We start from the raw sequence: 20,691 nt of genomic DNA on the forward strand, positions 1-20,691 counted from the left end.
AGGTTCAATTTAAAAGTTTATTTTTCTGCAAGTATCTCCTGCAATTCGTTTAATTCGGCAACTTTTTCTGTAGCTCCTGCATTTTCGTAAGCCGAAATCAAGTTTCTGATTACGCGGCGTATAATATCAGTATTGCTGCAAGGCCTGTAATATTCTGGTAAGGCTTCTAAATTAAGCTGACGAAGAAACTGGTCTACATCATGTTTGCCGAAGATATTGCCACGGTTAAAAGCATTGATGTAGAAAAGAACGCCATACTCAGAACCTTCCTGTTTGCTGTCATCAATATAACCCAAAATAAAATGCTGCGGTAAATTAATCCCATAAACCGGCAGATCTAATTTTTGAGCAAGGGTAGAGTAAATAATGGCCAGCGAAATCTGATTTCCCTTTTTACTGTCTAAAACCTGGTTTAAATATGAGTTTTGCGGGTCGTGATGGTTTTTAGTATTGCCGCCGAAACCATATTGCTGGTATAAAACATGGTTAATCAACTTAACTTTCTCTACCGAACTCATCTCATATTGAAGGCCCAGCCAAATATCTCTTTTAATTTCTTCAATTTGGTTAATTACCTTCTGTTCGTCTAAATCAGGATATTGATAGCGGTTAATAATGAGTGCGCCTTGCAATAAATCAAATGCACCACTTAAATACCATAAATTTAAGTCTTCTTTAACAGTTTTAAATTGAATTTGGTGTACAATGCTCTCAATACGCTCCTGAAGTAAGCCATCAAAAGATTGTTCCCAGGCATTTTCTAAAAAATGAACCACCTCACCGCCATATTCGAGCAGTTTTTTTTCTACATGTTGGTACACTTCCTGATCCGGATCATCCAACAATTTTACTAAAGCACTTATCTCTGCGTTATTTTCCATAAAACATACATACGTTTGCGGCGTTTAATTACTTTTGCAATATTATGCTATTTCAATTTATTACAGATTACCTTAAACACCGTTTAACAGCAAAAAGCCGACATGGAACGCATTCGCCGTTCGTGTATAAGCTAGCTGATGAGGTAATTTACGATTTTACCGACAAATCTGAATACAAAAACATAGAAGAGCAGCGAAAAAAACTTTTTAATGACGATTCGATAATCACTGTTACAGACCTTGGCGCGGGTTCTCATCTCAATAAAAACCGTACAAAGAAGGTGAGTCAGATTGCAAAAAATGCATTAAAAAGTCCGAGGTTGGCCAAGCTGATTTATCGCCTTGCAAAACATACGCAGCCTAAAAGTGCAATAGAATTGGGTACCTGTTTGGGTATAACCACAGCATACCTTGCAAAAACGGATCCTGAAGCAGAAATTATTACCATTGAGGGCTGTCCGCAAACGGCAGAAGTGGCAAGGAAAAATTTCGAGGAGCTGGATTTAAATAATATCGAGCTCCATGTTGGCAATTTCGACCTTATTTTGCCCGATATTATTGCAAAGCAGCCAAGTTTAGACTTTGTTTATATTGATGGAAATCACCGTAAAGATGCTACCTTAAATTATTTTAAATGGTGCCTGCCTAAAGTTAATGAAGATTCCTTATTAATTTTTGACGATATTTATTGGAGCGAAGGCATGAAAGAAGCCTGGACCGAGATTAAAAACCATCCTGATGTTACCGTAACGGTAGATTTATTTTGGATTGGCCTGGTTTATTTTAAAAAAGGGCAGGCGAAAGAACATTTTAAGCTTAAATTCTAAGAAAATAATGACAGTTGAACCGAAATTAGAAGGAATTCAGAAAAGATCAGCCTTATTTATCCTTTTGATCAGCCTTTTTTCGGGGATTGGTTTTTATTTGATTTCGCTTTTATTCGAAATGAGCATGCTTACGCATATCATGTTTGGTTGGGATTTTTTCTGTTTGATTCTGATTACCCTGCATTGGTACATGTTTTTTCATACTTCAGCCGCCGAAACACACCTTAAAGCTAAAATGCAGGATGAAACGAGGGGAGAAATTTTTGCAATCGTAGTCGTTTCTACTTTTGCCGGTTTGTTAGCCGTAATTTTGGTGTTAATTAACAAAGAAATTAAGCCATTGGATTTGGTTATTGCCATTTCGGGCATGTTTTTATCGTGGTTTTTGGTTCATACAACTTTTAGCATGCGTTACGCACACCTTTACTACGGCGGTAAGCATAAAAAAACTGCTGATAAGAAAGAAACAGGGCTTGAATTTCCGGGTGATGATGAACCCGATTTTATTGATTTTGCCTATTTTTCCTTTGTGCTCGGAATGACTTTTCAGGTTTCCGATGTCGAAATTTCAAGTAGAAAAATCAGGAGGCTTTCCCTGCTTCATAGTTTAATCGCCTTTATTTTCAACACCGTTATTGTAGCCTTAACCATTAATGCGTTAGCTGGTTTAAGCAAATAATTTTTGATGTGGGTTGGGTATTAAATTCCGACTAACTACAGAACTTTTTCTCTTGATTAACTTCGATGGAATTTTTGGAAATGAGCATTCCAAAGCTTTTGGCGGTTTTCTGTCCCGCTCTCCATTCTTTCCGGTGAAAACCGGAACCACTCCAATCGGGTTTAGGTACAAAGGATAAATGCCTTTGGCTTCATGTTAGGAGCAGATGATCCTGGATAGTTTTATAAGGATTACTATTACTAAACTTGAGAGTTTAAATCTCAATCCCAAGTAGTGAAAAGCGAAGAATCACAGTCTGTGGGTTTTAAAAAAACTGATTAATATTATTTTATCTATCTATAAATCAGTATTTTATTTATTTTAACTGTTTTTTCAGTCATGTAACTTGTTTTTTAGTTGTAAAACTGAAAAATAAGTTATAGATTTGGTTATGGAAGAATTAACCAAAGCAGAAGAGCGCATTATGCAGGTTTTATGGAAACTGCAAAAAGCCTTTGTAAAAGATATTATCGATGAGCTTGAAGAAGAACCAAAACCACCATATAATACCATTTCGTCTATTGTAAGGCTTTTGGAGAAAAAAGGTTATGTAAATTATAAGGCTTACGGCAAAACATATGAGTATTTTCCGGCCATCACGAAAGATGAATATGCCAAAACCACTTTTTCAAAATTGTTTTCAGGCTACTTTGACAATTCTCCCACCAGTCTTTTATCATTCATGGTAAAAGAAGAAAAACTCAGTGAAAAGGATATAGAAGAAATTAAAAAAATCATTAATCAAGATGGAAAGCCATGATTTTAATCTACTTGTTAAAGGTTTCGGCATGTACACTGGTATTTTTTACTGTTTATCAATTACTGCTGGCCAAACTCACTTTTTTTAACCTGAATCGTGCTTATTTAATAATCATGCTGGTGCTGAGCTTCAGTATTCCGGCAGTTACCATTCAAAACCTGCACGAAGTAGCCGCTACAGAGCAGCAAAGTCCTGCTAAAATAGCGTACAGCAATGATGGGTTTATAGAAGCAGGATGGTGAAGCACAAGAAAGCACAATTGGCAAACCTGTAAATTGGGATCGGATTTTGGTTTACACCTACAGTTTAATTTTAGCCCTTCTTGTTTTTCGGATGCTGTTTATGATGCTTCGAATCCGGATGCAATTGAAAAAACATATGGTGGGCCAACAAGGGGTTGTTGTATTGGTTAATAAAAATTCGACGATAAAAAACTGTTCCTTTTTTAATCAGATCATTGTTGATGAATCACTCGGTGCTATAGAAAAACACCTTGTTATTAAACATGAATCTGTACATGTAAATCAGTTTCATTCTGTAGATAAAGTTTTAATCAATCTTATTGCAGCAATTCTCTGGTTTAACCCTGTTGTTTATTTCTGGCGGAATGCCATCGACCATAATCATGAATTTTTGGCCGATCGCGAAACATCAAAAGTTGCCGATAAAAAGGCCTATGCTTCTTTGCTTTTAAAGCTTGCCATGCCGGCGCAAAAATTATTCATCAACAGTTTTAGTAAACTTCCACTAAAAAATAGAATCATGATGTTATACAAAGAACCCAATGTAAAACTTAAAAAGCTGGCCTATTTAGCTATCATTCCTATTGTATTCATCTGCTGCATGGCCTTTGTAAACCGCGAAGAAGTTTTTGTAGAAAAAAAAGTAGCTATAGATGGAATTAAAAACACTGAAAACCAGGCTTCGGCTGATGCACCAACAATACCTAATGTTTATGCCTTGAAATACCTGAGTAGTGGTATAAAGGTTAATCCAAATGCAAACTTTGCTTTTAAAGCAATAAAACCGATATTGATTGTTGATGCTGGTCATGGTGGAAAAGACGGTGCGGTTGCTGCTTTAGATGGACAAAAAGAAAAAGATCTGAACCTTAGGGCTGTAAAGATTTTGCAGGAAGAAGCCGCAAAAAGGGGGATAAAGGTGATTTTGACAAGAACTAGGGATGAATATATGAAACTTAGCGATCGGTTGCCCAAACAGAAGGCTACAGCATTTATTTCCATCCACCATAATGCAACACCCGCCAATGAAGCCGCACCTTTTCCTGGTATTGAAGTGTATGTTTCTCAGTTGAACGGTAATATTAAAATTGCGGAAGATTTGGGTGCTGGTGTATTAAGCAAACTAAAACAATTGAATGGATTGGAAGTAAGGGATTCGTTAAAAAATGCCAATCTGTTATTGCTGCGCCAATCGAAAGTGCCGGCTATTTTAATTGAGCTTGGAAACATTTCCGACCGTAAAATATTGGATTATATCAATCAGGAAAACAACATCAGAAGAATCAGTAACCTGATTCTGGATGGATTTGTTGCTTTTTCTAAACGTGGTTGCTAAATAAATTATAACAATGGAGTGGTTAACCTATCTGCTTAAAGTTACGGCCTGTACAGTGTTGTTCTTCGGGTTTTATCTGCTGGTTTTAAGAAAACTGACATTCTTTAAGATCAATCGATTTTATTTATTGATTACCCTGTTGCTTAGTTTTATTATTCCGGCTTTACAGTTTGAAGTTGAACGCAATATGCCTAGGCTAGAAACTGAACTTGAAGGCATGCCAGAATTAAAACCAATTTATCCTGCTCCTATACAACTTATTCAGCCCATAGTAGTTGATTATCAACCAGAGGTAACACCTAAAATTGATTGGTTAATTTTAATGCCTTATGCCTATGGAAGCATCGCGCTGATTTTACTACTCATTTGTGTATGGCGATTGTTCATTTTGCTTAGGCATACAGGCACTTATACCAAAAATAATAACGGTTTAAAGTTGATTGATAAGGCTAAAGGTTTTACCAATTGTTCCTTTTTTAATTACGTTTTTATTGATGGGAGTACCTTAGGTGAATTAGATTTAAAGGTTTTGCTTCAAACATGAAGAAGTGCATGCGAAGCAATACCATTCTATTGATAAAATACTGCTGATGATCTGTAAATCGGTTTTATGGTTTAATCCGGTTATTTATTTCTATGATAAAGCTTTAGAGCAGGTGCATGAATATGAGGCTGATGAATTTACTTCTGCCAACTTTGGTAATCAGGCTTATGCCAACCTGTTGTTAAAACTCGCGATTAGTAAAAGTAATATGCCGTTCATTCACAATTTTGTGAAAAGCCCGATCAAAGACCGCATTAAAATGTTGTTCCACTCGAAATCTAAAAACATGAAAAAATTCAGGTACTTATTGGCCATTCCTGTTGTTATGGGATTAATCTGGCTATTTGCTGTGCAAGTGATATATGCGCAACATATAAATGATGACAGCAAACCTTCGAAAAATTTCTACCAGGGAACGCTAAAAGGCAAAGTGCTTAACACTAAGAAAGAAGCCATCGGTTTATACACGTTCGATTTATTAGCAGAGGGAAAGATTTATCCGATTGAAGCCACCATTTTTAAAGATAAAATTAAAGTTGGCGACGAGCTTATTGTCTACATCGACGGTACTGGCTTTAATATGAAAAAAATGGATAAAAACGGTAAAGTTATTGCCGAAGCAAAAGGACCAATTTATAGTGCAACAAGGGTAACAACTTTAACAGGAGTTGTACTTTACGAACGAAAGATAGAAAACCACGCCTTTTTATATGAAGCCAATAAAGCACGTTCTGCATCATCCAAAATTAAATCGATCACAAAAGGTGTGAATGGTAATATCGAAAAAATTGTTTTAAACGATGGCTTTTTTACCATCAATTTAAACCTTGCTACTCAAAATATAAAAAATAGCGATTTTAAAATTGGCGATCGGGTGCTGGCTAAGTTTATTGGCGAAAAATTGGTATCGAAGAACACTTATACTACAGATAAATTGATTGTATTATATTCTGAACCTAAAAAGTATACGATTAAAAATGAAGCACTTTATAATCGCTTTTATTTTGGTGATGGGAAACAAAAAATAGTTGCAGTAAAAAATGAACCGGCCAAAATATCAGGGCCTGTAGAGCCTAAAATTATCTCTTTTTCTAAAATAACCGGAGATGTGAAGCATAAAATCTCTTATATGGAGAATGCGGTTATCGATATTATCAACTGCAGGCTAGAAGCTAAATATGTTGAATTAGACAGGGCAAACAATAAAATGATCGCTAAAAATGCAGTTTTGAAGGCTAATGAAGGCGGATCAGTTACAGCTAAAATAATAATATTCGATCTCAGTAATGGAACTTATGTTGCAGAAAACGGCAATCGTAATTTAAAGGTTTCGGATGGAGATGCCCCTGATTTGCAAAGCATTAGAGACTCTTTAACGAAAGTAGAAGAATCAGGCATTGATAAAATCAAAAATCTGATTTCGCCAACCATTAAAAAACAAAATGAATCAATTAATAATCATTTTTTTAAGGACAAGAAATTATCTTTTTCATCTGATTCTGTTAAGCTTAGCAAAACTAAATTGATTTATCATTATACAGGAAACGTTAAAATAGAAAACGATGGATTAACTATTCTAGCTTCTGATGCCATATACGTTAAAAATTTGAATACGCTTAATGCCAGGAAGGTAAAATTATTATCTAAAGATAAGCAGAGCATAATTTCAGCTGATTCTATTACTTTGAATGTTGAAAATTCGAAGATTAAAATATTTGGGAAAAAAGATTGAAAAGTTAATGTTCTATAAAATCTTAGCTGTCATAATTATAGTATTCACTTTTTTATCCTCAAGTGCTCAAATCAAGCTCTCTGGTATAATAACAGATCAAGAGGATAAAACTTTACCGTATGTTACCGTTAAAATTATAAACGCTAAAAAACAGGTTAATTACACACAAACTGATAGTGCCGGATTGTATCATTTTAATAATTTACTGGCCGGAAAATATGTAATTGCTTATTCAGTAATCAATTATGAAACAGAAAACCGGGCACTCACTTTAAATGCTGATACAATAATTAATATTCAACTTAATGCAAGTTTAAACGCGCTTAAAGATGTTCAGATCGATGCTAAAAAGGTTTTAATTGAAAAAAAGATCGACCGTACAGTTTTTATTGCGGAGCATAGTGTATCTGCTATTGGTACAGATGCTTTAGAACTGCTTACTAAAGTGCCCGGCGTAAGGGTTTTAAACGATAAGGTTTCTTTAGTAGGTAAAGGAGATGTAAATGTTATGATTAACGATAAACTGGTGGTATTATCAGGTGATGAGTTATCGAATTATTTAAAATCGATCCCTTCGGCCAATATTTCCAAAATTGAAATCATTACCAATCCGCCTGCCAAATATGATGCACAGGGAAATAATGGTTTGATTAATATTTTGATGAAGAAAGTGGCTAATAATGGTTTTAAAGGCTCAATTAACACGGCTTTAACCAAAGCGAGTTATTTTACCGCATCATCAGGATGCAAATTTAAGTTACCGCGAAAATAAAATTACAGTTTCCGCTAATCTGAATTTCAGAAAAGGATCGCTGGTGCCATTTGAACAAAGTGATGTATTTTATCCCATCCAAACCCGGAACATTGTAAATAAGGATAGAAATTTTAGAACTGTACCCAGTGGGCAGGTTGGAGTTGAATATCAAGCCTCGCCAAAAACAGTATTGGGTTTATCGTATAATGGCGGACTTACAAATTTTCATTCAGAAGAAAACATTAAAACCACCGTTTACAACCAAACAGGAAATTTAGATTCTGTATTGAATGCTGATGCCAATGCCATCATCGAGTCTCATTATAATTCAGCAAATATTTACTTAAAACAAAATTTAGATTCTACCGGAAAACAGTTAACAGTTAATGGCGATTGGTTTACCTATGTTGACGATAAAAGCAGGTTTTTTAACAATACCAGTTATTTTCAAAGTGGATTAATAATACCGGGTTCGTTTGCCGAATATCTCTCTACCAGTAAACAAAATGTAGATTTATATACTTTAAAAGCTGATATCGATCTGCCTTATAAAACCTTTAAAGTTTCATTCGGTACAAAACTGAGTATGATTAAAAACCAGAGCGATCTTGCTTTTTACCGGTTTCGGAACACGGTTTATGAAGTTGATCCTGCACAAAGTAATGTTTTTAACTATCAGGAAAATACCCAGGCTTTATATATCAACTATAATAAAACCTCAAAGCAATGGGATTTTCAAGCCGGATTAAGAGGGGAATATACCCAGGTTGATGGTAAATCAGCTGACGATCAAAACCGGAACAAGTATTTTAGGTTATTTCCTACAGTTTATGTGGTTTACCGGGCGAATGATAAGAATACTTTTTCAATCAATTATGGCCGTCGGATAAACAGGCCCGCTTACCGCAAATTAAATCCTTTCCGCTGGTACAATAATCAGTATGCATATGCTGAAGGAAATCCTTTTTTACAGCCGTCTTACAATGATAATATAGAGATTTCACATAGTTATAAAAGTTTATTAACCACCTCGCTATCTTTTAGTTACACTGCAAATGGTTTTAACGATGTTAATTTTATTAATGTGGCCACTAATATTCAGTCTGCTAAGCCTGTAAATTTTATTACAGGTTATCATTATCAATTGAGTAATATGGTAAATCTTAATCCTGTAAAGTGGTTAGAGAGCATTAATCAGCTTGATGTTTATTATAATTTTTCCAATTCAAATATTCCTGAAACTCAAAATAATCTTAAAGGATTTGGTGCTTACTTTTCCAGCTCAAACCAGTTTGCCTTTAATCAATCAAAAACCATTTTATGCGAAGCCAGCTTTTGGTATCAATTCGCCTCGGTTGATGGATTAAACAGAAATAAGAGTCAATATAATGTCGATTTGGGGATTAAAACATTATTATTCCACAAAAAGATGCAGGTTGCTATTTCAGCTACTGATGTATTAAAAACAAACCAGTATAGGTATAGTAGTTTGATTAATGATATTAAACAAGAATACAATAATTATTACGATAGCCGCCAGTTAAGAATCACTTTCCGTTACAATTTTGGCAATGATAAGATTAAACAACAGGATCGGAAGTTGGGAAATGAAGAGGAGCGAAGGAGGAACAATTAGGTGATTTTGATGCTGTTTTAGAGTTAAAAATCCTTCAACTACGCTACCATTAGCAGGCTTCAGTAAAGCGGGTGCTTTCTGTGTTCCCGTGGCGAAAACTGATCTGTGCAGATCGGTGGCTAAAACGCCTCCGCTAAACTAATATAAAACCCTGCCTGGCGTTTTTCATTTGGCAGTTTTTCTCCTATACCATAATCCAAACGAACACTCAAACCTTTGGCCGGATCGAAGAAGTAACGCCCGCCAACACCAAAGTTTGGTTTCAAACCATCGCCATTAAATTCACCATTTGCAAATACTTTACCCGTACCTGCAAAAGCTACAATTCCAAAACGGTTCATAAAACGATAACGTATTTCTGCTTGTGCGGCCATTAAGTTTTCGTCGCGGTATCGGCCACTGTAATAACCCCGCATCATTTGGTCGTTACCCAATTGTTGTAATAAATAAAATGGAGTGTTTTTGCTTTGTATGGTATAAAATATGCCCTGAACCCCTAAAACCACTTTCGGTACCAAACTAAAGAAACCACGTAGATCCAGCTTAATTTGAGAACCGTTAAAACTTTCGCCACCAAAAAAATCGGGTGCATATTGATACGTTGCCCTTCCAAAAAAGCCTTTCGTTGGATAATTATTGCTATTCCGGGTATCGTAACTTTGCGATGCACCAATCCAGGCAACTGAACCACCATCTTTATCTAAAATTTGTGGGTTTGTGCTATATATACCACCAGGTTCCTTATCGGTAAAATGATAGTTTTCAAAACCAAGCGAAACACCTGTATACGCTTGAGGTAAAGTATTCATTTCAGCATCAAAAAGTGTTTTAAATATCTTTTGATCCAATTTATCTTCATCAGTCTTTTTTGCTGTAGTTGCCAATGCCATAAAAATTAAAAGGCTGGTTTTTGAAACGGATATCGCCAATAAAATGATATTTATTTCCTTTTGTCCACATATCGCCTTTAAGCATAAAATTAGCCGTTTTTTTAGTCGAGTATGTTGTGTTTAAGGCAAAATTCGAACTGCGGTTCAGTGTATCTTTACGGTCTATGTAAAAAGAATAAATTGCTCCAACACCAAATTCAAAACCTGTTTCCTGACTATAACCAAAAGCCGGTAATGGCAAAAAGCTTGCTTTACGGGTGGTATCTTTTTCGTTTGAGAGCATTTTCCTGATCAGTTTCATTTGTGCGAATGAACTTCCTGAAATGAGCGCGAGTAAAATAATTAGATAATATTTTTTCATCACGACAAAGAAAAGCAAATTTAGTTATAGTTTATTTGTTCGATAGTCATTTGTTATTTGGTCAATGGTACATTAGTCAATGGTTCATTGGTGCCTGAAATTGCCAACTGTACTGTTGTTTAACTATTTTAAAACTTGGAATTGAATATCCGGATTAAAAAGTTTGCTTTACATAGATTATGAAACAAGTTCAGGAAGATGATCGCTAGGCTTTGTTCAGTACTAGCACTCACCTAAACCGGATTGAGAAAGGCCCCAATAGAAAGGCGAGTACCGGAAACCGGATTACCTTTAATAATAGCTGCTGCAACTGCTTTTCAAAAAAGATTCTTCGAATATGCTCAGGATGACAACTGCTAGGGAAATGCGCCTTATGATTTTAATCGACTTTAGACTGAAAACTATAGACTTGGGACTAATTTAACGCTAAACGCAAAGCCTCAAGCGTAAAACGCTTTTACCTTTCGGCCGAAATGCCTATTTTTGCGGCAAAATAATACAAAACGAAATGAGCAATACTAGAGGACCAATATCTCAGTTTATGGAGCGTAATTACCTCCATTTTAATGCTGCGGCAATGATGGATGCGGCTAAAGGGTACGAAACGCATTTAGATGAAGGTGGCAAAATGATGATCACACTTGCTGGTGCAATGAGTACTGCAGAATTGGGAATTTCACTTGCAGAGATGATCCGCCAGGATAAAGTGGCTATTATTTCTTGTACCGGAGCCAACCTAAGAAGATATTATGAACCTGGTTGCACACTCACATTATAAACGTGTTCCAAATTACCGCGATTTAAGTCCGCAGGATGAGTGGGACTTATTAGAAAATCATTATAACCGTGTTACCGATACCTGTATTCCTGAAGAAGAGGCTTTCCGTCGTTTGCAAAAACACATCCAGAAAATATGGATGGATGCTGAAGCTGCAGGAGAGCGTTATTTTCCACACGAATTCATGTATAAAATGCTTTTAAGTGGAGATTTAGAACAATACTACGAAATTGATCCAAAAAACTCGTGGATGCTTGCTGCTGCTGAAAAGAATTTACCAATTGTGGTTCCGGGATGGGAAGATTCTACAATGGGTAATATTTTCGCTTCATACGTGATGAAAAAAGAGCTTACTGCTACTACTGTGAAAGGTGGAATTGAATATATGGGTTGGTTAGCTGATTGGTACATTGCAAATAGCGGTGGCAAAGGGATTGGTTTCTTCCAGATTGGTGGAGGTATTGCCGGAGATTTCCCGATCTGCGTGGTGCCAATGCTTTATCAGGATATGGAAATGGAAAATATTCCTTTCTGGAGTTACTTCTGCCAAATTTCTGATTCTACAACTTCTTACGGATCATATTCTGGTGCGGTACCGAATGAAAAAATCACCTGGGGTAAACTCGATATCAATACGCCTAAATTTATTGTAGAAAGTGACGCAACAATAGTAGCGCCGCTGATGTTTGCCTGGATATTAAAACAATAAACGTAACATTTTAATAAACCAAATTGGTTTCTGGTATGCCCATTTAAGATCTCGGATCAAAAATGGGCATTTTTATGCCCTGAATGGCTAGAAATGACATTTGTTTAGAATGATTATAAATTGTATTTCCAGTCACTATTATGTCATGGGATTTATTAATAAGTTATACTTTTGTTCAAGTTTTGATGGGGCTATCTGTGCTCAGGCATCAATTTCACAACAAAAAGTAAATTAAATAAGTATAAAGTGTTCATTATGAGAGATATCTCGATGATTTTAAAAAGCGTTTGGAAGTCGTTATTCGTGTTTTCAGCAATTTCCGTAATAGCGGTTTCTACCGTAAATGCGCAGGATGCTAAGAGGGAAGAACGCTTTTCAAAGCAAAATGTTCTTCGTGCCATGCGTTAGATCACAAAGTTGTTGGTCCGGCATTAGAAGGAGTAAGCGATCGTCACCCTGAAGCGTTCCTGTTAAAATGGATCCCGAACAACGCCGCAATGATTGCTGCCGGAGATCCTGCTGCTGTTAAATTGTTTAACGAAAATGGAAAAGTACCAATGACTACTTTCCCTGAGTTAGACGAAACAAAAGTAAAGGATATCCTAGCCTACATTAAGAGAAGGTGAGCCAAAACCAACTGGAGATGCTGCTGGTGGTGCTGCTTCTGCTGCTCCTAAAGATGATTCTACTTCAGGTTTATCTATCGTTGGTATCGTGGCTATCGTTGTATTAGCGGTTGTTATTTTGGTTATCTTAGGTCGTGCTTCTAAATTGTTAGAGCGTTTGATCTTACAGAAACAAGGTATCGAGGTTGAAGAAGAATTGCCATTAAAAGTTGGTGTGCGCAAAATGTTCAAGAACAAGAAATTTGTAATGTTCTTCATATTGTGTTTAATCATTGCTTTAGGCTCTTGGGGATGGATGGGCATGTGGAATACTGGTGTTCACACTGGTTATCAGCCAGTTCAACCAATTAAATTCTCTCACGAGTTGCATGCTGGTATCAATCAAATCGATTGTCAGTATTGTCACAACGGAGCATTTAAATCTAAAAACGCAACTATTCCATCATTAAATGTTTGTATGAACTGTCATAAGGCTGTTCAGGCGAGAGATAAATATGATGGTGAGATTTCTCCTGAGATCAAAAAAATCTATAATGCTTTAGGTTATGATCCTGAAACGCAGAAGTATGATGAAAGTAAATCAAAACCAATGGAGTGGGTACGTGTACACAATCTACCTGATTTTGCTTACTTCAACCACTCTCAGCACGTAGTTGTTGCAGAAGATGCAATTCGCAAAGCAAAAGGATTACAACCAACAGAGCCTGTATGTTTCGCTTGTCATGGTCCGGTTAATACAATGGAAGAAATTTATCAATATTCTCCATTAACCATGAAATGGTGTATCAACTGCCATAAAGAAACAGATATTTCTGGTCAGAAAAACAATGCTTTCTACGCTAAGGTTATCGAAGCGCACGAGAAAATTAAAAAAGGCGAGAAAATCACACCAGCTTTATTGGGTGGTTTAGAGTGTGGTAAATGCCACTATTAATAGATTAGAGTTTAGTAAGAACGTTCGATAAACAGTAATATAGCTTAAATGGAAAGCAATAAAAAATACTGGAAAGGCTTAGAGGAGTATAACAATACACCCGATTTTGTTAAAAATAACAAAAACGAATTCGCCGAGCCACTTCCAATAGAAGATGTTTTAAATGAAGCAGGGTTAAGTACCGTTACCCCACGCCGCGACTTTTTAAAGGCGTTAGGTTTTGGTTTAGGTGCCGTTACATTAGCTGCCTGCCAAAGTACCCCGTTAAAAAAATCTATCCCTTATTTGGTAAAACCTGAAGAAGTTACTCCAGGTATTCCTAACTATTATACTTCTAGCTTTAATGGCCAGAGTATTTTGGTTAAAACAAGGGAAGGTCGCCCGATTAAAATTGAACCAAACCCAAATGCGGGTCAGTTTAACCGTGGTACCGATGCAAGAGCACAAGCTTCAGTTTTAGATTTATATGATGTATCTAAACTAAAAGCACCTGCTTTAGTAAAAGGCGGACAAGTTGAAGAAACTACCTGGGCAAAAATCGACAGCTTTGTTAAAGGCGAGTTGGCAAAAGCACAGGCAGGCGGAAAGAAAATCCGTATTGTAGCTTCAACAGTAAACAGCCCATCAACCAATGCCGTTATTGCACAGTTTATTACTAAATATCCTGCTGCTAAATTGGTTCAGTATGATGCTGTTTCATATACTGGTATTATACAGGCCAACCAAAACAGTTTTGGTAAGGCCGTTTTACCAAAATACAATTTCGATAAAGCTGATTTAATTGTAAGTTTCAGTGCCGATTTCTTAGGTACCTGGATCAACGGAGAAGAGTTTACTGCTCAGTATACTGATAACCGTAACTATAAATCGTTAGCAAATAAAAAAATGAGCCGCCACATTCAGTTCGAAAGTGGTATGAGCTTAACAGGTACCAATGCAGATACCCGTGTTCCGGTAAAATTATCTGAAGAAGGACCAGCATTAATTGCTTTGTACAATGCAATTACAGGTGGTGCTTTACCTGGTGGAACATTAGGCAACAATACCACTGCTGATAAAGTAATTAAACTTGTAGCAAAAGAATTGGTACAGGCAAAAGGTAAAGGCCTTGTTGTTTGTGGTTCTAATGATGTTTCTACACAAATTTTAGTAAATGCCATTAACGCCGCTATCGGAAGTTATGGTACCACTATCGATTTAGATAATCCTTGTTATTTATATGCAGGTAACGATGCCGAATTTAACGGTTTAGTTGCTGAAATGAGCCGTGGCGAAGTTGGTGCTGTTTTATTCTTAAACAGTAACCCAGTTTATGATGCCGCAAATGCAAAAGCATTTACTGATGCATTGGCTAAGGTTCCTGCAAAAATTTCATTCTCTGATCGTGCAGATGAAACTGCTTCAGTTTGTGATGCAATCGCTATTAACCATAACTACTTAGAATCATGGGGTGATGCAAATGCATATGAAGGATATTATTCTATCGTTCAGCCAACCATTAATCCTGTTTTCAATAGCCGCCAGGCAGAAGAAAGTTTATTAACCTGGGCTGATGCACCTGTTAAAGATTACTATCAGTTTGTACGTAGCAACTGGGAAACTAAAATGTTGCCAGCTGTAGGTTTAAAATGGGATGAAGTATTAGAAAAAGGTGTAATTAACGCAACTGCAAAAACTGCTGGTGCATACAGCTTTACGCTTTCTTTAGGTGCTGTTGCCACTTCGGTAGTAAATAGCAGCAAAGCACTGGCAAAAGAAGTTGAATTGCAGGTTTACGAAAACATCCCAATGCGTGATGGTAAAAATGCAAACAATGCCTTTTTACAGGAGTTACCTGATCCGGTTTCGAAAGTAACGTGGGATAACTTTGTTGCCCTGGCACCAAAATTTGCTGAGAAATTAAAAGTTAAAGAATTTGATGTTGTAACTGTTAAAGGCAGCAACGGATATTCAGTAGATCTTCCGGTATTGATCCAACCAGGACAAGCGCAGGGAACTGCATCTATCGCATTAGGTTATGGCCGTACCAAAGTTGGTAAAGCTGGTAACGATGTAGGTAAAAATGCTTACCCTTTTGTTTCTTTTGTTAACGGAACATTCCAATATGCTACTTCAGTAACCATTACCCCAACAGGTGGTCATTACGAATTGGCACAAACACAAACTCACCACTCTTTCGAGGGCCGTAACGTTATCCGTGAAGCTACCTTTAAAGAATACCTTAAAGATCCAGCTGCTGGAACAGGTAAAGGTGAAGGACATAAAGATTACGATCTTTGGGATCAATATGAAAAACCAGGTAACAACTGGGTTATGGCAATCGATTTGAATGCTTGTACAGGTTGTGGTTCTTGTGTTGTTGCCTGTAACGTAGAAAATAACATTCCTGTTGTAGGTCGTGATGAGGTTCGCCGTCGTCGTGAAATGCACTGGATCCGTATCGATCGTTACTATAGCTACGAAACCAAAGAGGGTGATGTTACAAGAGAAAAAGAAATTGCTAAGTTAGAAGACTTAGATCATGTTTCTGTTGTTCACCAGCCAATGTTATGTCAGCACTGTGATCACGCACCTTGCGAAACAGTTTGTCCGGTATTGGCAACTGTTCACTCAAGTGATGGTTTAAACCACATGGCTTACAACCGTTGCGTAGGTACACGTTACTGTGCAAATAACTGTCCGTACAAAGTTCGTCGTTTCAACTGGTTTAACTACTGGAACGATTCTCGTTTCGATAACTATTTAAATAACGAGTTTACCCAATTGGTATTAAACCCTGATGTTACTACACGTTCTAGAGGGGTAATGGAAAAATGCTCTATGTGTATTCAACGTATACAAGGTGGTAAATTACAAGCTAAATTGGAGAAACGTCCATTAAAAGATGGCGATATTAAAATGGCTTGTCAGGAAGCTTGTTCAGCAAATGCGATTGTATTTGGTGATGCAAACGATCCAAATTCAGAGGTTTCAAAAGCATTACGTTCTGAGCGTATCTACTACGTATTAGAAGAAATCAATGTGAAACCGGGTATCGGATACATGACAAAAATTAGAAATACAGATACAACAGTACAAGCGTAAGCTTTAGTATAAAGAAAATACAAATTATGTCAGGACATAACGAATCAATACTTAGAGAACCATTAATTACCGGAGATAACATCACGTATGCAAAAATTACGGATGATATTTTAGGCCCGGTAGAGAACAAGCCAAACAAGGCTTGGTGGATTGGTTTCACCTTTGCTTCATTAGGTGCTTTACTTTGGGTGGTAGCCGTAAGCTATACCTTTTGGAACGGTATCGGTGCATGGGGATTAAATAAAACAGTAGGTTGGGCATGGGATATCACCGGTTTCGTATGGTGGGTAGGTATCGGTCACGCTGGAACACTAATTTCAGCAGTACTATTACTTTTCCGTCAGAACTGGCGTAACTCAATTAACCGTTCTGCTGAGGCGATGACAATCTTTGCGGTTATTTGTGCAGCTACTTATGTAGTATCGCACATGGGCCGCCCTTGGTTAGCTTATTGGGTTTTACCGTTACCGAATCAGTTCGGATCATTATGGGTAAATTTTAACTCACCATTGGTTTGGGATATGTTTGCAATCTCAACTTATTTCTCTGTATCATTATTATTCTGGTACACAGGTTTATTACCAGATATTGCTACCATCCGCGACCGTGCAGTAGGTACACGTAGAAAAATTTATTCTATCTTTTCTTTCGGTTGGAGTGGAAGTGTTAAAACATGGCAACGTTTTGAAGCGGTGTCGTTAATCTTAGCAGGTATTTCTACACCACTGGTACTTTCGGTACACACCATTGTATCAATGGACTTTGCAACATCGGTTATACCAGGATGGCACACTACAATCTTCCCTCCGTACTTTGTGGCAGGGGCGATCTTCTCAGGCTTTGCGATGGTGTTAACCTTATTATTGGTTGCACGTAAAGTATTGGGTTTAGAAAACTACATCACCATGTTCCACATTGAGTCGATGAATAAAATCATCATCTTAACAGGATCAATTGTAGGTGTGGCTTATTTAACAGAGTTTTTCATCGCATGGTATTCAGGTTCTGAGTACGAGCAATATGCATTTATCAACAGATCAACCGGTCCGTACTGGTGGGCATACTGGATGATGATGACCTGTAACGTAATTTCACCACAGCTGTTATGGTTTAAGAAAATCCGTTTAAGCATCCGTGCTACCTGGATTTTATCAATCGTGGTAAACGTAGGGATGTGGTTTGAGCGTTTCGTAATTATCGTTACTTCATTACACCGTGATTATATTCCATCAAGTTGGGCAATGTTTTATCCAACATGGGTTGATGTAAGTGTATTCGTTGGTTCAATTGGTTTATTCTTTACTTTATTCTTATTGTTCTTAAGGGTATTGCCATCAATCGCTATTGCAGAGGTTAAATTATTATTGAAAACTGCAAGTGAGCAAGCCAAAATGAAACAGATTAAAGAAGGACATGAAAATAAAGAATACGTTGCTGAATACGTAGAGTCTTTAGAGAAATTTGATAGTGTTAAACAAGAAGATTACGCAAAAATATAACAATGAGTGATATCAAATATATTTTAGGCAGTTTCGGTGATCCTGACGAAATGATGCATGGCATCGAAAAACTTCAGGAAAATAACATCAGTATCCATGATGTATATACTCCAATGCCTATACACGGAATAGAAGCCAAATTAGGAATTAAAAGATCTAGAATCGATATCGCAGCATTTTGCTTTGGTATTACCGGTACTTGCTGTGCATTCGCTTTGATTTATTTCTGCGCAGTAATCGATTGGAGAGTAAACATAGGTGGTAAACCATCATTTGCATTGCCGGATTTTATTCCGATAATGTTCGAGCTTACAGTATTATTCTGTGCTTTCGGTATGGTGTTAACTTATTATGCATCCACTCACTTATTTCCAGGGAGAGCACCACGTGTGATGGATTTAAGAGCTACTGATGACCGTTTTGTGATTGCAGTTGATGCAAAAGACAATTTGGAACATACTGTAATTGATGGATTATTAAAAGATGCAGGTGCTTTAGAAATAAAGTATAATGAAAGGAAGTACATTAGCTATGAATAAGAATAAATTTGTTTACACGGCGTTTTTAGCTATCGCTTTTGCAGCTACCTTTTCAGCTTGTAAAGATAAACGCAGTACTGGCTTAGAATATGCCAGAAACATGTATGATCCGATTGCTTACAATCCGGATCAGCCAAATAAGAATTTTAAAGATGGTAAAACTGCACAGTTGCCACCTGCACATACTAAACCTGTAGGTTTTAATGAGTATGATGAATTTCCTAATACCAAAGAGGGATATGAAGCAGCAGGTGTAAGCATGGTTAACCCTTTACCAGTTGATACTGTTAATTTGGCTCAAGGACAACACTTGTTCAAAGTTTTCTGTAGCCCTTGCCACGGAGAAAAAGGCGATGGACAAGGACACTTGGTTAAAATTGAGAAATTTAGTGGTGTACCTTCTTACTTCTCAGGAAGTTCGTCAAGAGGTGGAGAAATGAAAGCACTTACTGCCGGTAAAATCTACCACACCATTACATACGGTGTAAATAACATGGGTTCGCATGCTTCACAAATTACTCCGACAGATCGTTGGAAAGTAGTGATGTATGTTCAGGAATTACAAAAACAACAATAAGTAAAGCAGAATATAAATGGGAACTCACAATATTAATTTTAGTGAACAGTTTGAGTTTACAGGTAAAGTAAAAACATTAAGTATAGTTGGCATCATTTTAGGTGCTTTAGCTATAGGTTATGGCTTCTTTGCTGGTGATAAAGTGATGCACGAGCGTACTTTTGCCAACCTGTTGCTTATGGCATATTACTTTGCATGCGTATGTATGTCTGGTACATTTTTCCTGGCTGTTCAATATGTTGCTCAAGCAGGTTGGTCTGCATCAATTTTACGTGTACCTCAAGCTATGGCAAAAACATTGCCTATCGCAGCTGTAATACTTATTGTAGTAATTTCGGCAGGTTTGTACACACACAATTTATATCACCACTGGCATGCTGATGGATTAACAGATCCGAACAGTGCTAATTATGATTCTATCATTGCAGGTAAATCAGTATTCTTGAATGTACCATTCTTTTTAGGTCGCCAGGTAGTGTTTTTAGGTGTATATAGCATCTTTTCAATCATGTTTGTTAAGTTTTCTTATAATGAAGATTTAGCAGGAGGTTTAAATTCTTACAGAAAAAGCTTTAAAAATGCTTGTATCTTCTTGGTAATTTATGGTTTTACAACTCCTATTTTTGCTTTCGATACAGTAATGTCACTAGAAGCACACTGGTTCTCAACTATGTTTGGTTGGTATAACTTCGCAGCAATGTGGGTAAGCAGTTTAGCTACTATCGCAATTATCATCATCTTATTAAGAAGAGCGGGTTACATGCAATGGGTTAACAATAGCCATTTGCATAACTTAGGTCAGTTTATTTTCGGATTCTCTATCTTTTGGACATACGTATGGTTTGCTCAGTTTTTATTGATCTACTATGCAAACATGCCCGAAGAAACTATATACTTCTACAAACGTTTTGAATATTACAAGTTCTGGTTTTTCTTAAACCTTGCAATGAATTTCTTAGCGCCGGTATTGTTGTTAATGGATAGGGATAACAAAAGAACAGATGTGAAATTATTATTCGTTTCTATCGTGGTATTGTTAGGTCACTGGGTAGATTACTACCAAATGATTATGCCAGGAGCGGTAGAAGATGGTCATAATGGTTTTGGTATTATTGAAATTGGTACTGCAATAGGTTTCGTAGGATTGTTTACCTTTACAGTATTAACATCACTGAGCAAAAAACCTTTAATTGCAAAGAATCACCCATTATTACAAGAAAGTTTGCATCATCAACTATAGTGGTGACAGGATAGAGCAAATATT

19 protein-coding genes and 2 pseudogenes are annotated in these 20,691 nt (G+C 36.8%); 18 read left to right on the forward strand and 3 right to left on the reverse strand.

Annotated features, from left to right (window positions below; all coding sequences use genetic code 11):
• Positions 1-17 precede the first annotated feature (17 nt).
• A complete protein-coding gene (locus tag AC0IWE_RS23805) occupies positions 18-881 on the reverse strand; it encodes a transglutaminase-like domain-containing protein (protein ID WP_055903292.1) in 864 nt (287 codons plus the stop codon).
• 44 nt (positions 882-925) lie between these two features.
• Between AC0IWE_RS23805 and AC0IWE_RS23810 the strand changes: the two genes are divergently transcribed.
• From AC0IWE_RS23810 to AC0IWE_RS23850, 9 genes are all read left to right on the forward strand, one after another.
• Positions 926-1,708 carry an O-methyltransferase gene (locus AC0IWE_RS23810; protein WP_471795017.1) on the forward strand — a complete coding sequence of 261 codons (783 nt, stop codon included), beginning with the start codon at positions 926-928 and terminating at the stop codon, positions 1,706-1,708.
• A 7-nt stretch (positions 1,709-1,715) separates the two neighbouring features.
• Positions 1,716-2,387, forward strand: a complete 672-nt coding sequence (locus AC0IWE_RS23815; protein WP_471795018.1) for a DUF1345 domain-containing protein — start codon at positions 1,716-1,718, stop codon at positions 2,385-2,387.
• 430 nt (positions 2,388-2,817) lie between these two features.
• The gene (locus tag AC0IWE_RS23820) at positions 2,818-3,186 is read left to right on the forward strand and encodes a BlaI/MecI/CopY family transcriptional regulator (protein ID WP_055903289.1); all 369 of its coding nucleotides are present in this window, start codon (positions 2,818-2,820) and stop codon (positions 3,184-3,186) included.
• Positions 3,183-3,428 (forward strand): hypothetical protein, encoded by a 246-nt coding sequence (locus tag AC0IWE_RS23825; protein ID WP_471795019.1) that lies wholly within the window; start codon positions 3,183-3,185, stop codon positions 3,426-3,428. The genes AC0IWE_RS23820 and AC0IWE_RS23825 overlap by 4 nt, the downstream gene beginning before the upstream one ends.
• A gap of 136 nt (positions 3,429-3,564) precedes the next feature.
• Positions 3,565-4,764 carry an N-acetylmuramoyl-L-alanine amidase gene (locus AC0IWE_RS23830; RefSeq protein WP_471795020.1) on the forward strand — a complete coding sequence of 400 codons (1,200 nt, stop codon included), beginning with the start codon at positions 3,565-3,567 and terminating at the stop codon, positions 4,762-4,764.
• Between the two features lie 13 nt (positions 4,765-4,777).
• Complete coding sequence (locus tag AC0IWE_RS23835) at positions 4,778-5,308, forward strand: hypothetical protein (protein WP_471795021.1); 531 nt, start codon at positions 4,778-4,780, stop codon at positions 5,306-5,308.
• Between the two features lie 4 nt (positions 5,309-5,312).
• Entirely contained in the window at positions 5,313-7,040 is a 1,728-nt protein-coding gene (locus AC0IWE_RS23840) for a hypothetical protein (RefSeq protein ID WP_471795022.1), read from the forward strand.
• Between the two features lie 7 nt (positions 7,041-7,047).
• Positions 7,048-7,812 carry a carboxypeptidase-like regulatory domain-containing protein gene (locus tag AC0IWE_RS23845; protein WP_471795023.1) on the forward strand — a complete coding sequence of 255 codons (765 nt, stop codon included), beginning with the start codon at positions 7,048-7,050 and terminating at the stop codon, positions 7,810-7,812.
• A 43-nt stretch (positions 7,813-7,855) separates the two neighbouring features.
• A complete protein-coding gene (locus AC0IWE_RS23850; RefSeq protein ID WP_471795024.1) occupies positions 7,856-9,430 on the forward strand; it encodes an outer membrane beta-barrel family protein in 1,575 nt (524 codons plus the stop codon).
• A gap of 119 nt (positions 9,431-9,549) precedes the next feature.
• Here the strand turns inward: AC0IWE_RS23850 and AC0IWE_RS23855 are convergent, their stop codons facing one another.
• Positions 9,550-10,320: a BamA/TamA family outer membrane protein gene (locus tag AC0IWE_RS23855; RefSeq protein ID WP_471795025.1), complete on the reverse strand. Its 771-nt coding sequence runs from the start codon at positions 10,318-10,320 to the stop codon at positions 9,550-9,552.
• Positions 10,289-10,681, reverse strand: coding sequence for a hypothetical protein (locus AC0IWE_RS23860; RefSeq protein ID WP_471795026.1), 393 nt, complete (start codon positions 10,679-10,681; stop codon positions 10,289-10,291). Before AC0IWE_RS23860 ends, AC0IWE_RS23855 begins: the two co-directional genes overlap by 32 nt.
• A 508-nt stretch (positions 10,682-11,189) precedes the next feature.
• On the opposite strand from AC0IWE_RS23860, the pseudogene AC0IWE_RS23865 reads away from it, so the two are divergent.
• The 9 genes and pseudogenes from AC0IWE_RS23865 (at position 11,190) to AC0IWE_RS23905 (ending at position 20,667) form a co-directional block, all read left to right on the forward strand.
• Positions 11,190-12,168 (forward strand): annotated as a pseudogene (locus AC0IWE_RS23865) (deoxyhypusine synthase family protein).
• Positions 12,169-12,423: 255 nt separating this feature from the next.
• Positions 12,424-12,576, forward strand: coding sequence for a hypothetical protein (locus tag AC0IWE_RS23870; protein WP_471795027.1), 153 nt, complete (start codon positions 12,424-12,426; stop codon positions 12,574-12,576).
• 11 nt (positions 12,577-12,587) lie between these two features.
• A pseudogene (locus tag AC0IWE_RS23875) lies at positions 12,588-12,794 on the forward strand (cytochrome C); the annotation flags it as partial.
• Positions 12,795-12,882: 88 nt separating this feature from the next.
• Positions 12,883-13,728: a cytochrome c3 family protein gene (locus tag AC0IWE_RS23880; RefSeq protein WP_471795028.1), complete on the forward strand. Its 846-nt coding sequence runs from the start codon at positions 12,883-12,885 to the stop codon at positions 13,726-13,728.
• Positions 13,729-13,776: 48 nt separating this feature from the next.
• The gene (locus tag AC0IWE_RS23885) at positions 13,777-16,812 is read left to right on the forward strand and encodes a TAT-variant-translocated molybdopterin oxidoreductase (RefSeq protein WP_471795029.1); all 3,036 of its coding nucleotides are present in this window, start codon (positions 13,777-13,779) and stop codon (positions 16,810-16,812) included.
• A gap of 26 nt (positions 16,813-16,838) precedes the next feature.
• Positions 16,839-18,311 carry an NrfD/PsrC family molybdoenzyme membrane anchor subunit gene (gene nrfD, locus AC0IWE_RS23890; RefSeq protein ID WP_055903281.1) on the forward strand — a complete coding sequence of 491 codons (1,473 nt, stop codon included), beginning with the start codon at positions 16,839-16,841 and terminating at the stop codon, positions 18,309-18,311.
• Between the two features lie 2 nt (positions 18,312-18,313).
• Positions 18,314-18,850 carry a DUF3341 domain-containing protein gene (locus AC0IWE_RS23895; protein WP_055903280.1) on the forward strand — a complete coding sequence of 179 codons (537 nt, stop codon included), beginning with the start codon at positions 18,314-18,316 and terminating at the stop codon, positions 18,848-18,850.
• On the forward strand, positions 18,822-19,427 hold the full coding sequence (locus AC0IWE_RS23900) for a c-type cytochrome (RefSeq protein ID WP_055903279.1): 606 nt from the start codon (positions 18,822-18,824) through the stop codon (positions 19,425-19,427). The genes AC0IWE_RS23895 and AC0IWE_RS23900 overlap by 29 nt, the downstream gene beginning before the upstream one ends.
• Before the next feature lie 16 nt (positions 19,428-19,443).
• On the forward strand, positions 19,444-20,667 hold the full coding sequence (locus AC0IWE_RS23905; protein WP_055903278.1) for a hypothetical protein: 1,224 nt from the start codon (positions 19,444-19,446) through the stop codon (positions 20,665-20,667).
• The last annotated feature ends 24 nt before the right edge of the window (positions 20,668-20,691 follow it).

Source organism: Pedobacter sp. AC402, from assembly GCF_979252805.1.

Excerpts from the sequence above, each read along its gene's own strand:
- AC0IWE_RS23805 (WP_055903292.1), bottom strand. The coding sequence starts at position 881 with ATGGAAAATAACGCAGAGATAAGTGCTTTAGTAAAATTGTTGGATGAT.
- AC0IWE_RS23810 (WP_471795017.1), top strand. The coding sequence starts at position 926 with ATGCTATTTCAATTTATTACAGATTACCTTAAACACCGTTTAACAGCA.
- AC0IWE_RS23815 (WP_471795018.1), top strand. The coding sequence starts at position 1,716 with ATGACAGTTGAACCGAAATTAGAAGGAATTCAGAAAAGATCAGCCTTA.
- AC0IWE_RS23820 (WP_055903289.1), top strand. The coding sequence starts at position 2,818 with ATGGAAGAATTAACCAAAGCAGAAGAGCGCATTATGCAGGTTTTATGG.
- AC0IWE_RS23825 (WP_471795019.1), top strand. The coding sequence starts at position 3,183 with ATGATTTTAATCTACTTGTTAAAGGTTTCGGCATGTACACTGGTATTT.
- AC0IWE_RS23830 (WP_471795020.1), top strand. The coding sequence starts at position 3,565 with ATGGTGGGCCAACAAGGGGTTGTTGTATTGGTTAATAAAAATTCGACG.
- AC0IWE_RS23835 (WP_471795021.1), top strand. The coding sequence starts at position 4,778 with ATGGAGTGGTTAACCTATCTGCTTAAAGTTACGGCCTGTACAGTGTTG.
- AC0IWE_RS23845 (WP_471795023.1), top strand. The coding sequence starts at position 7,048 with ATGTTCTATAAAATCTTAGCTGTCATAATTATAGTATTCACTTTTTTA.
- AC0IWE_RS23855 (WP_471795025.1), bottom strand. The coding sequence starts at position 10,320 with ATGGCATTGGCAACTACAGCAAAAAAGACTGATGAAGATAAATTGGAT.
- AC0IWE_RS23860 (WP_471795026.1), bottom strand. The coding sequence starts at position 10,681 with ATGAAAAAATATTATCTAATTATTTTACTCGCGCTCATTTCAGGAAGT.
- AC0IWE_RS23870 (WP_471795027.1), top strand. The coding sequence starts at position 12,424 with ATGAGAGATATCTCGATGATTTTAAAAAGCGTTTGGAAGTCGTTATTC.
- AC0IWE_RS23885 (WP_471795029.1), top strand. The coding sequence starts at position 13,777 with ATGGAAAGCAATAAAAAATACTGGAAAGGCTTAGAGGAGTATAACAAT.
- nrfD (WP_055903281.1), top strand. The coding sequence starts at position 16,839 with ATGTCAGGACATAACGAATCAATACTTAGAGAACCATTAATTACCGGA.
- AC0IWE_RS23895 (WP_055903280.1), top strand. The coding sequence starts at position 18,314 with ATGAGTGATATCAAATATATTTTAGGCAGTTTCGGTGATCCTGACGAA.
- AC0IWE_RS23900 (WP_055903279.1), top strand. The coding sequence starts at position 18,822 with ATGAAAGGAAGTACATTAGCTATGAATAAGAATAAATTTGTTTACACG.
- AC0IWE_RS23905 (WP_055903278.1), top strand. The coding sequence starts at position 19,444 with ATGGGAACTCACAATATTAATTTTAGTGAACAGTTTGAGTTTACAGGT.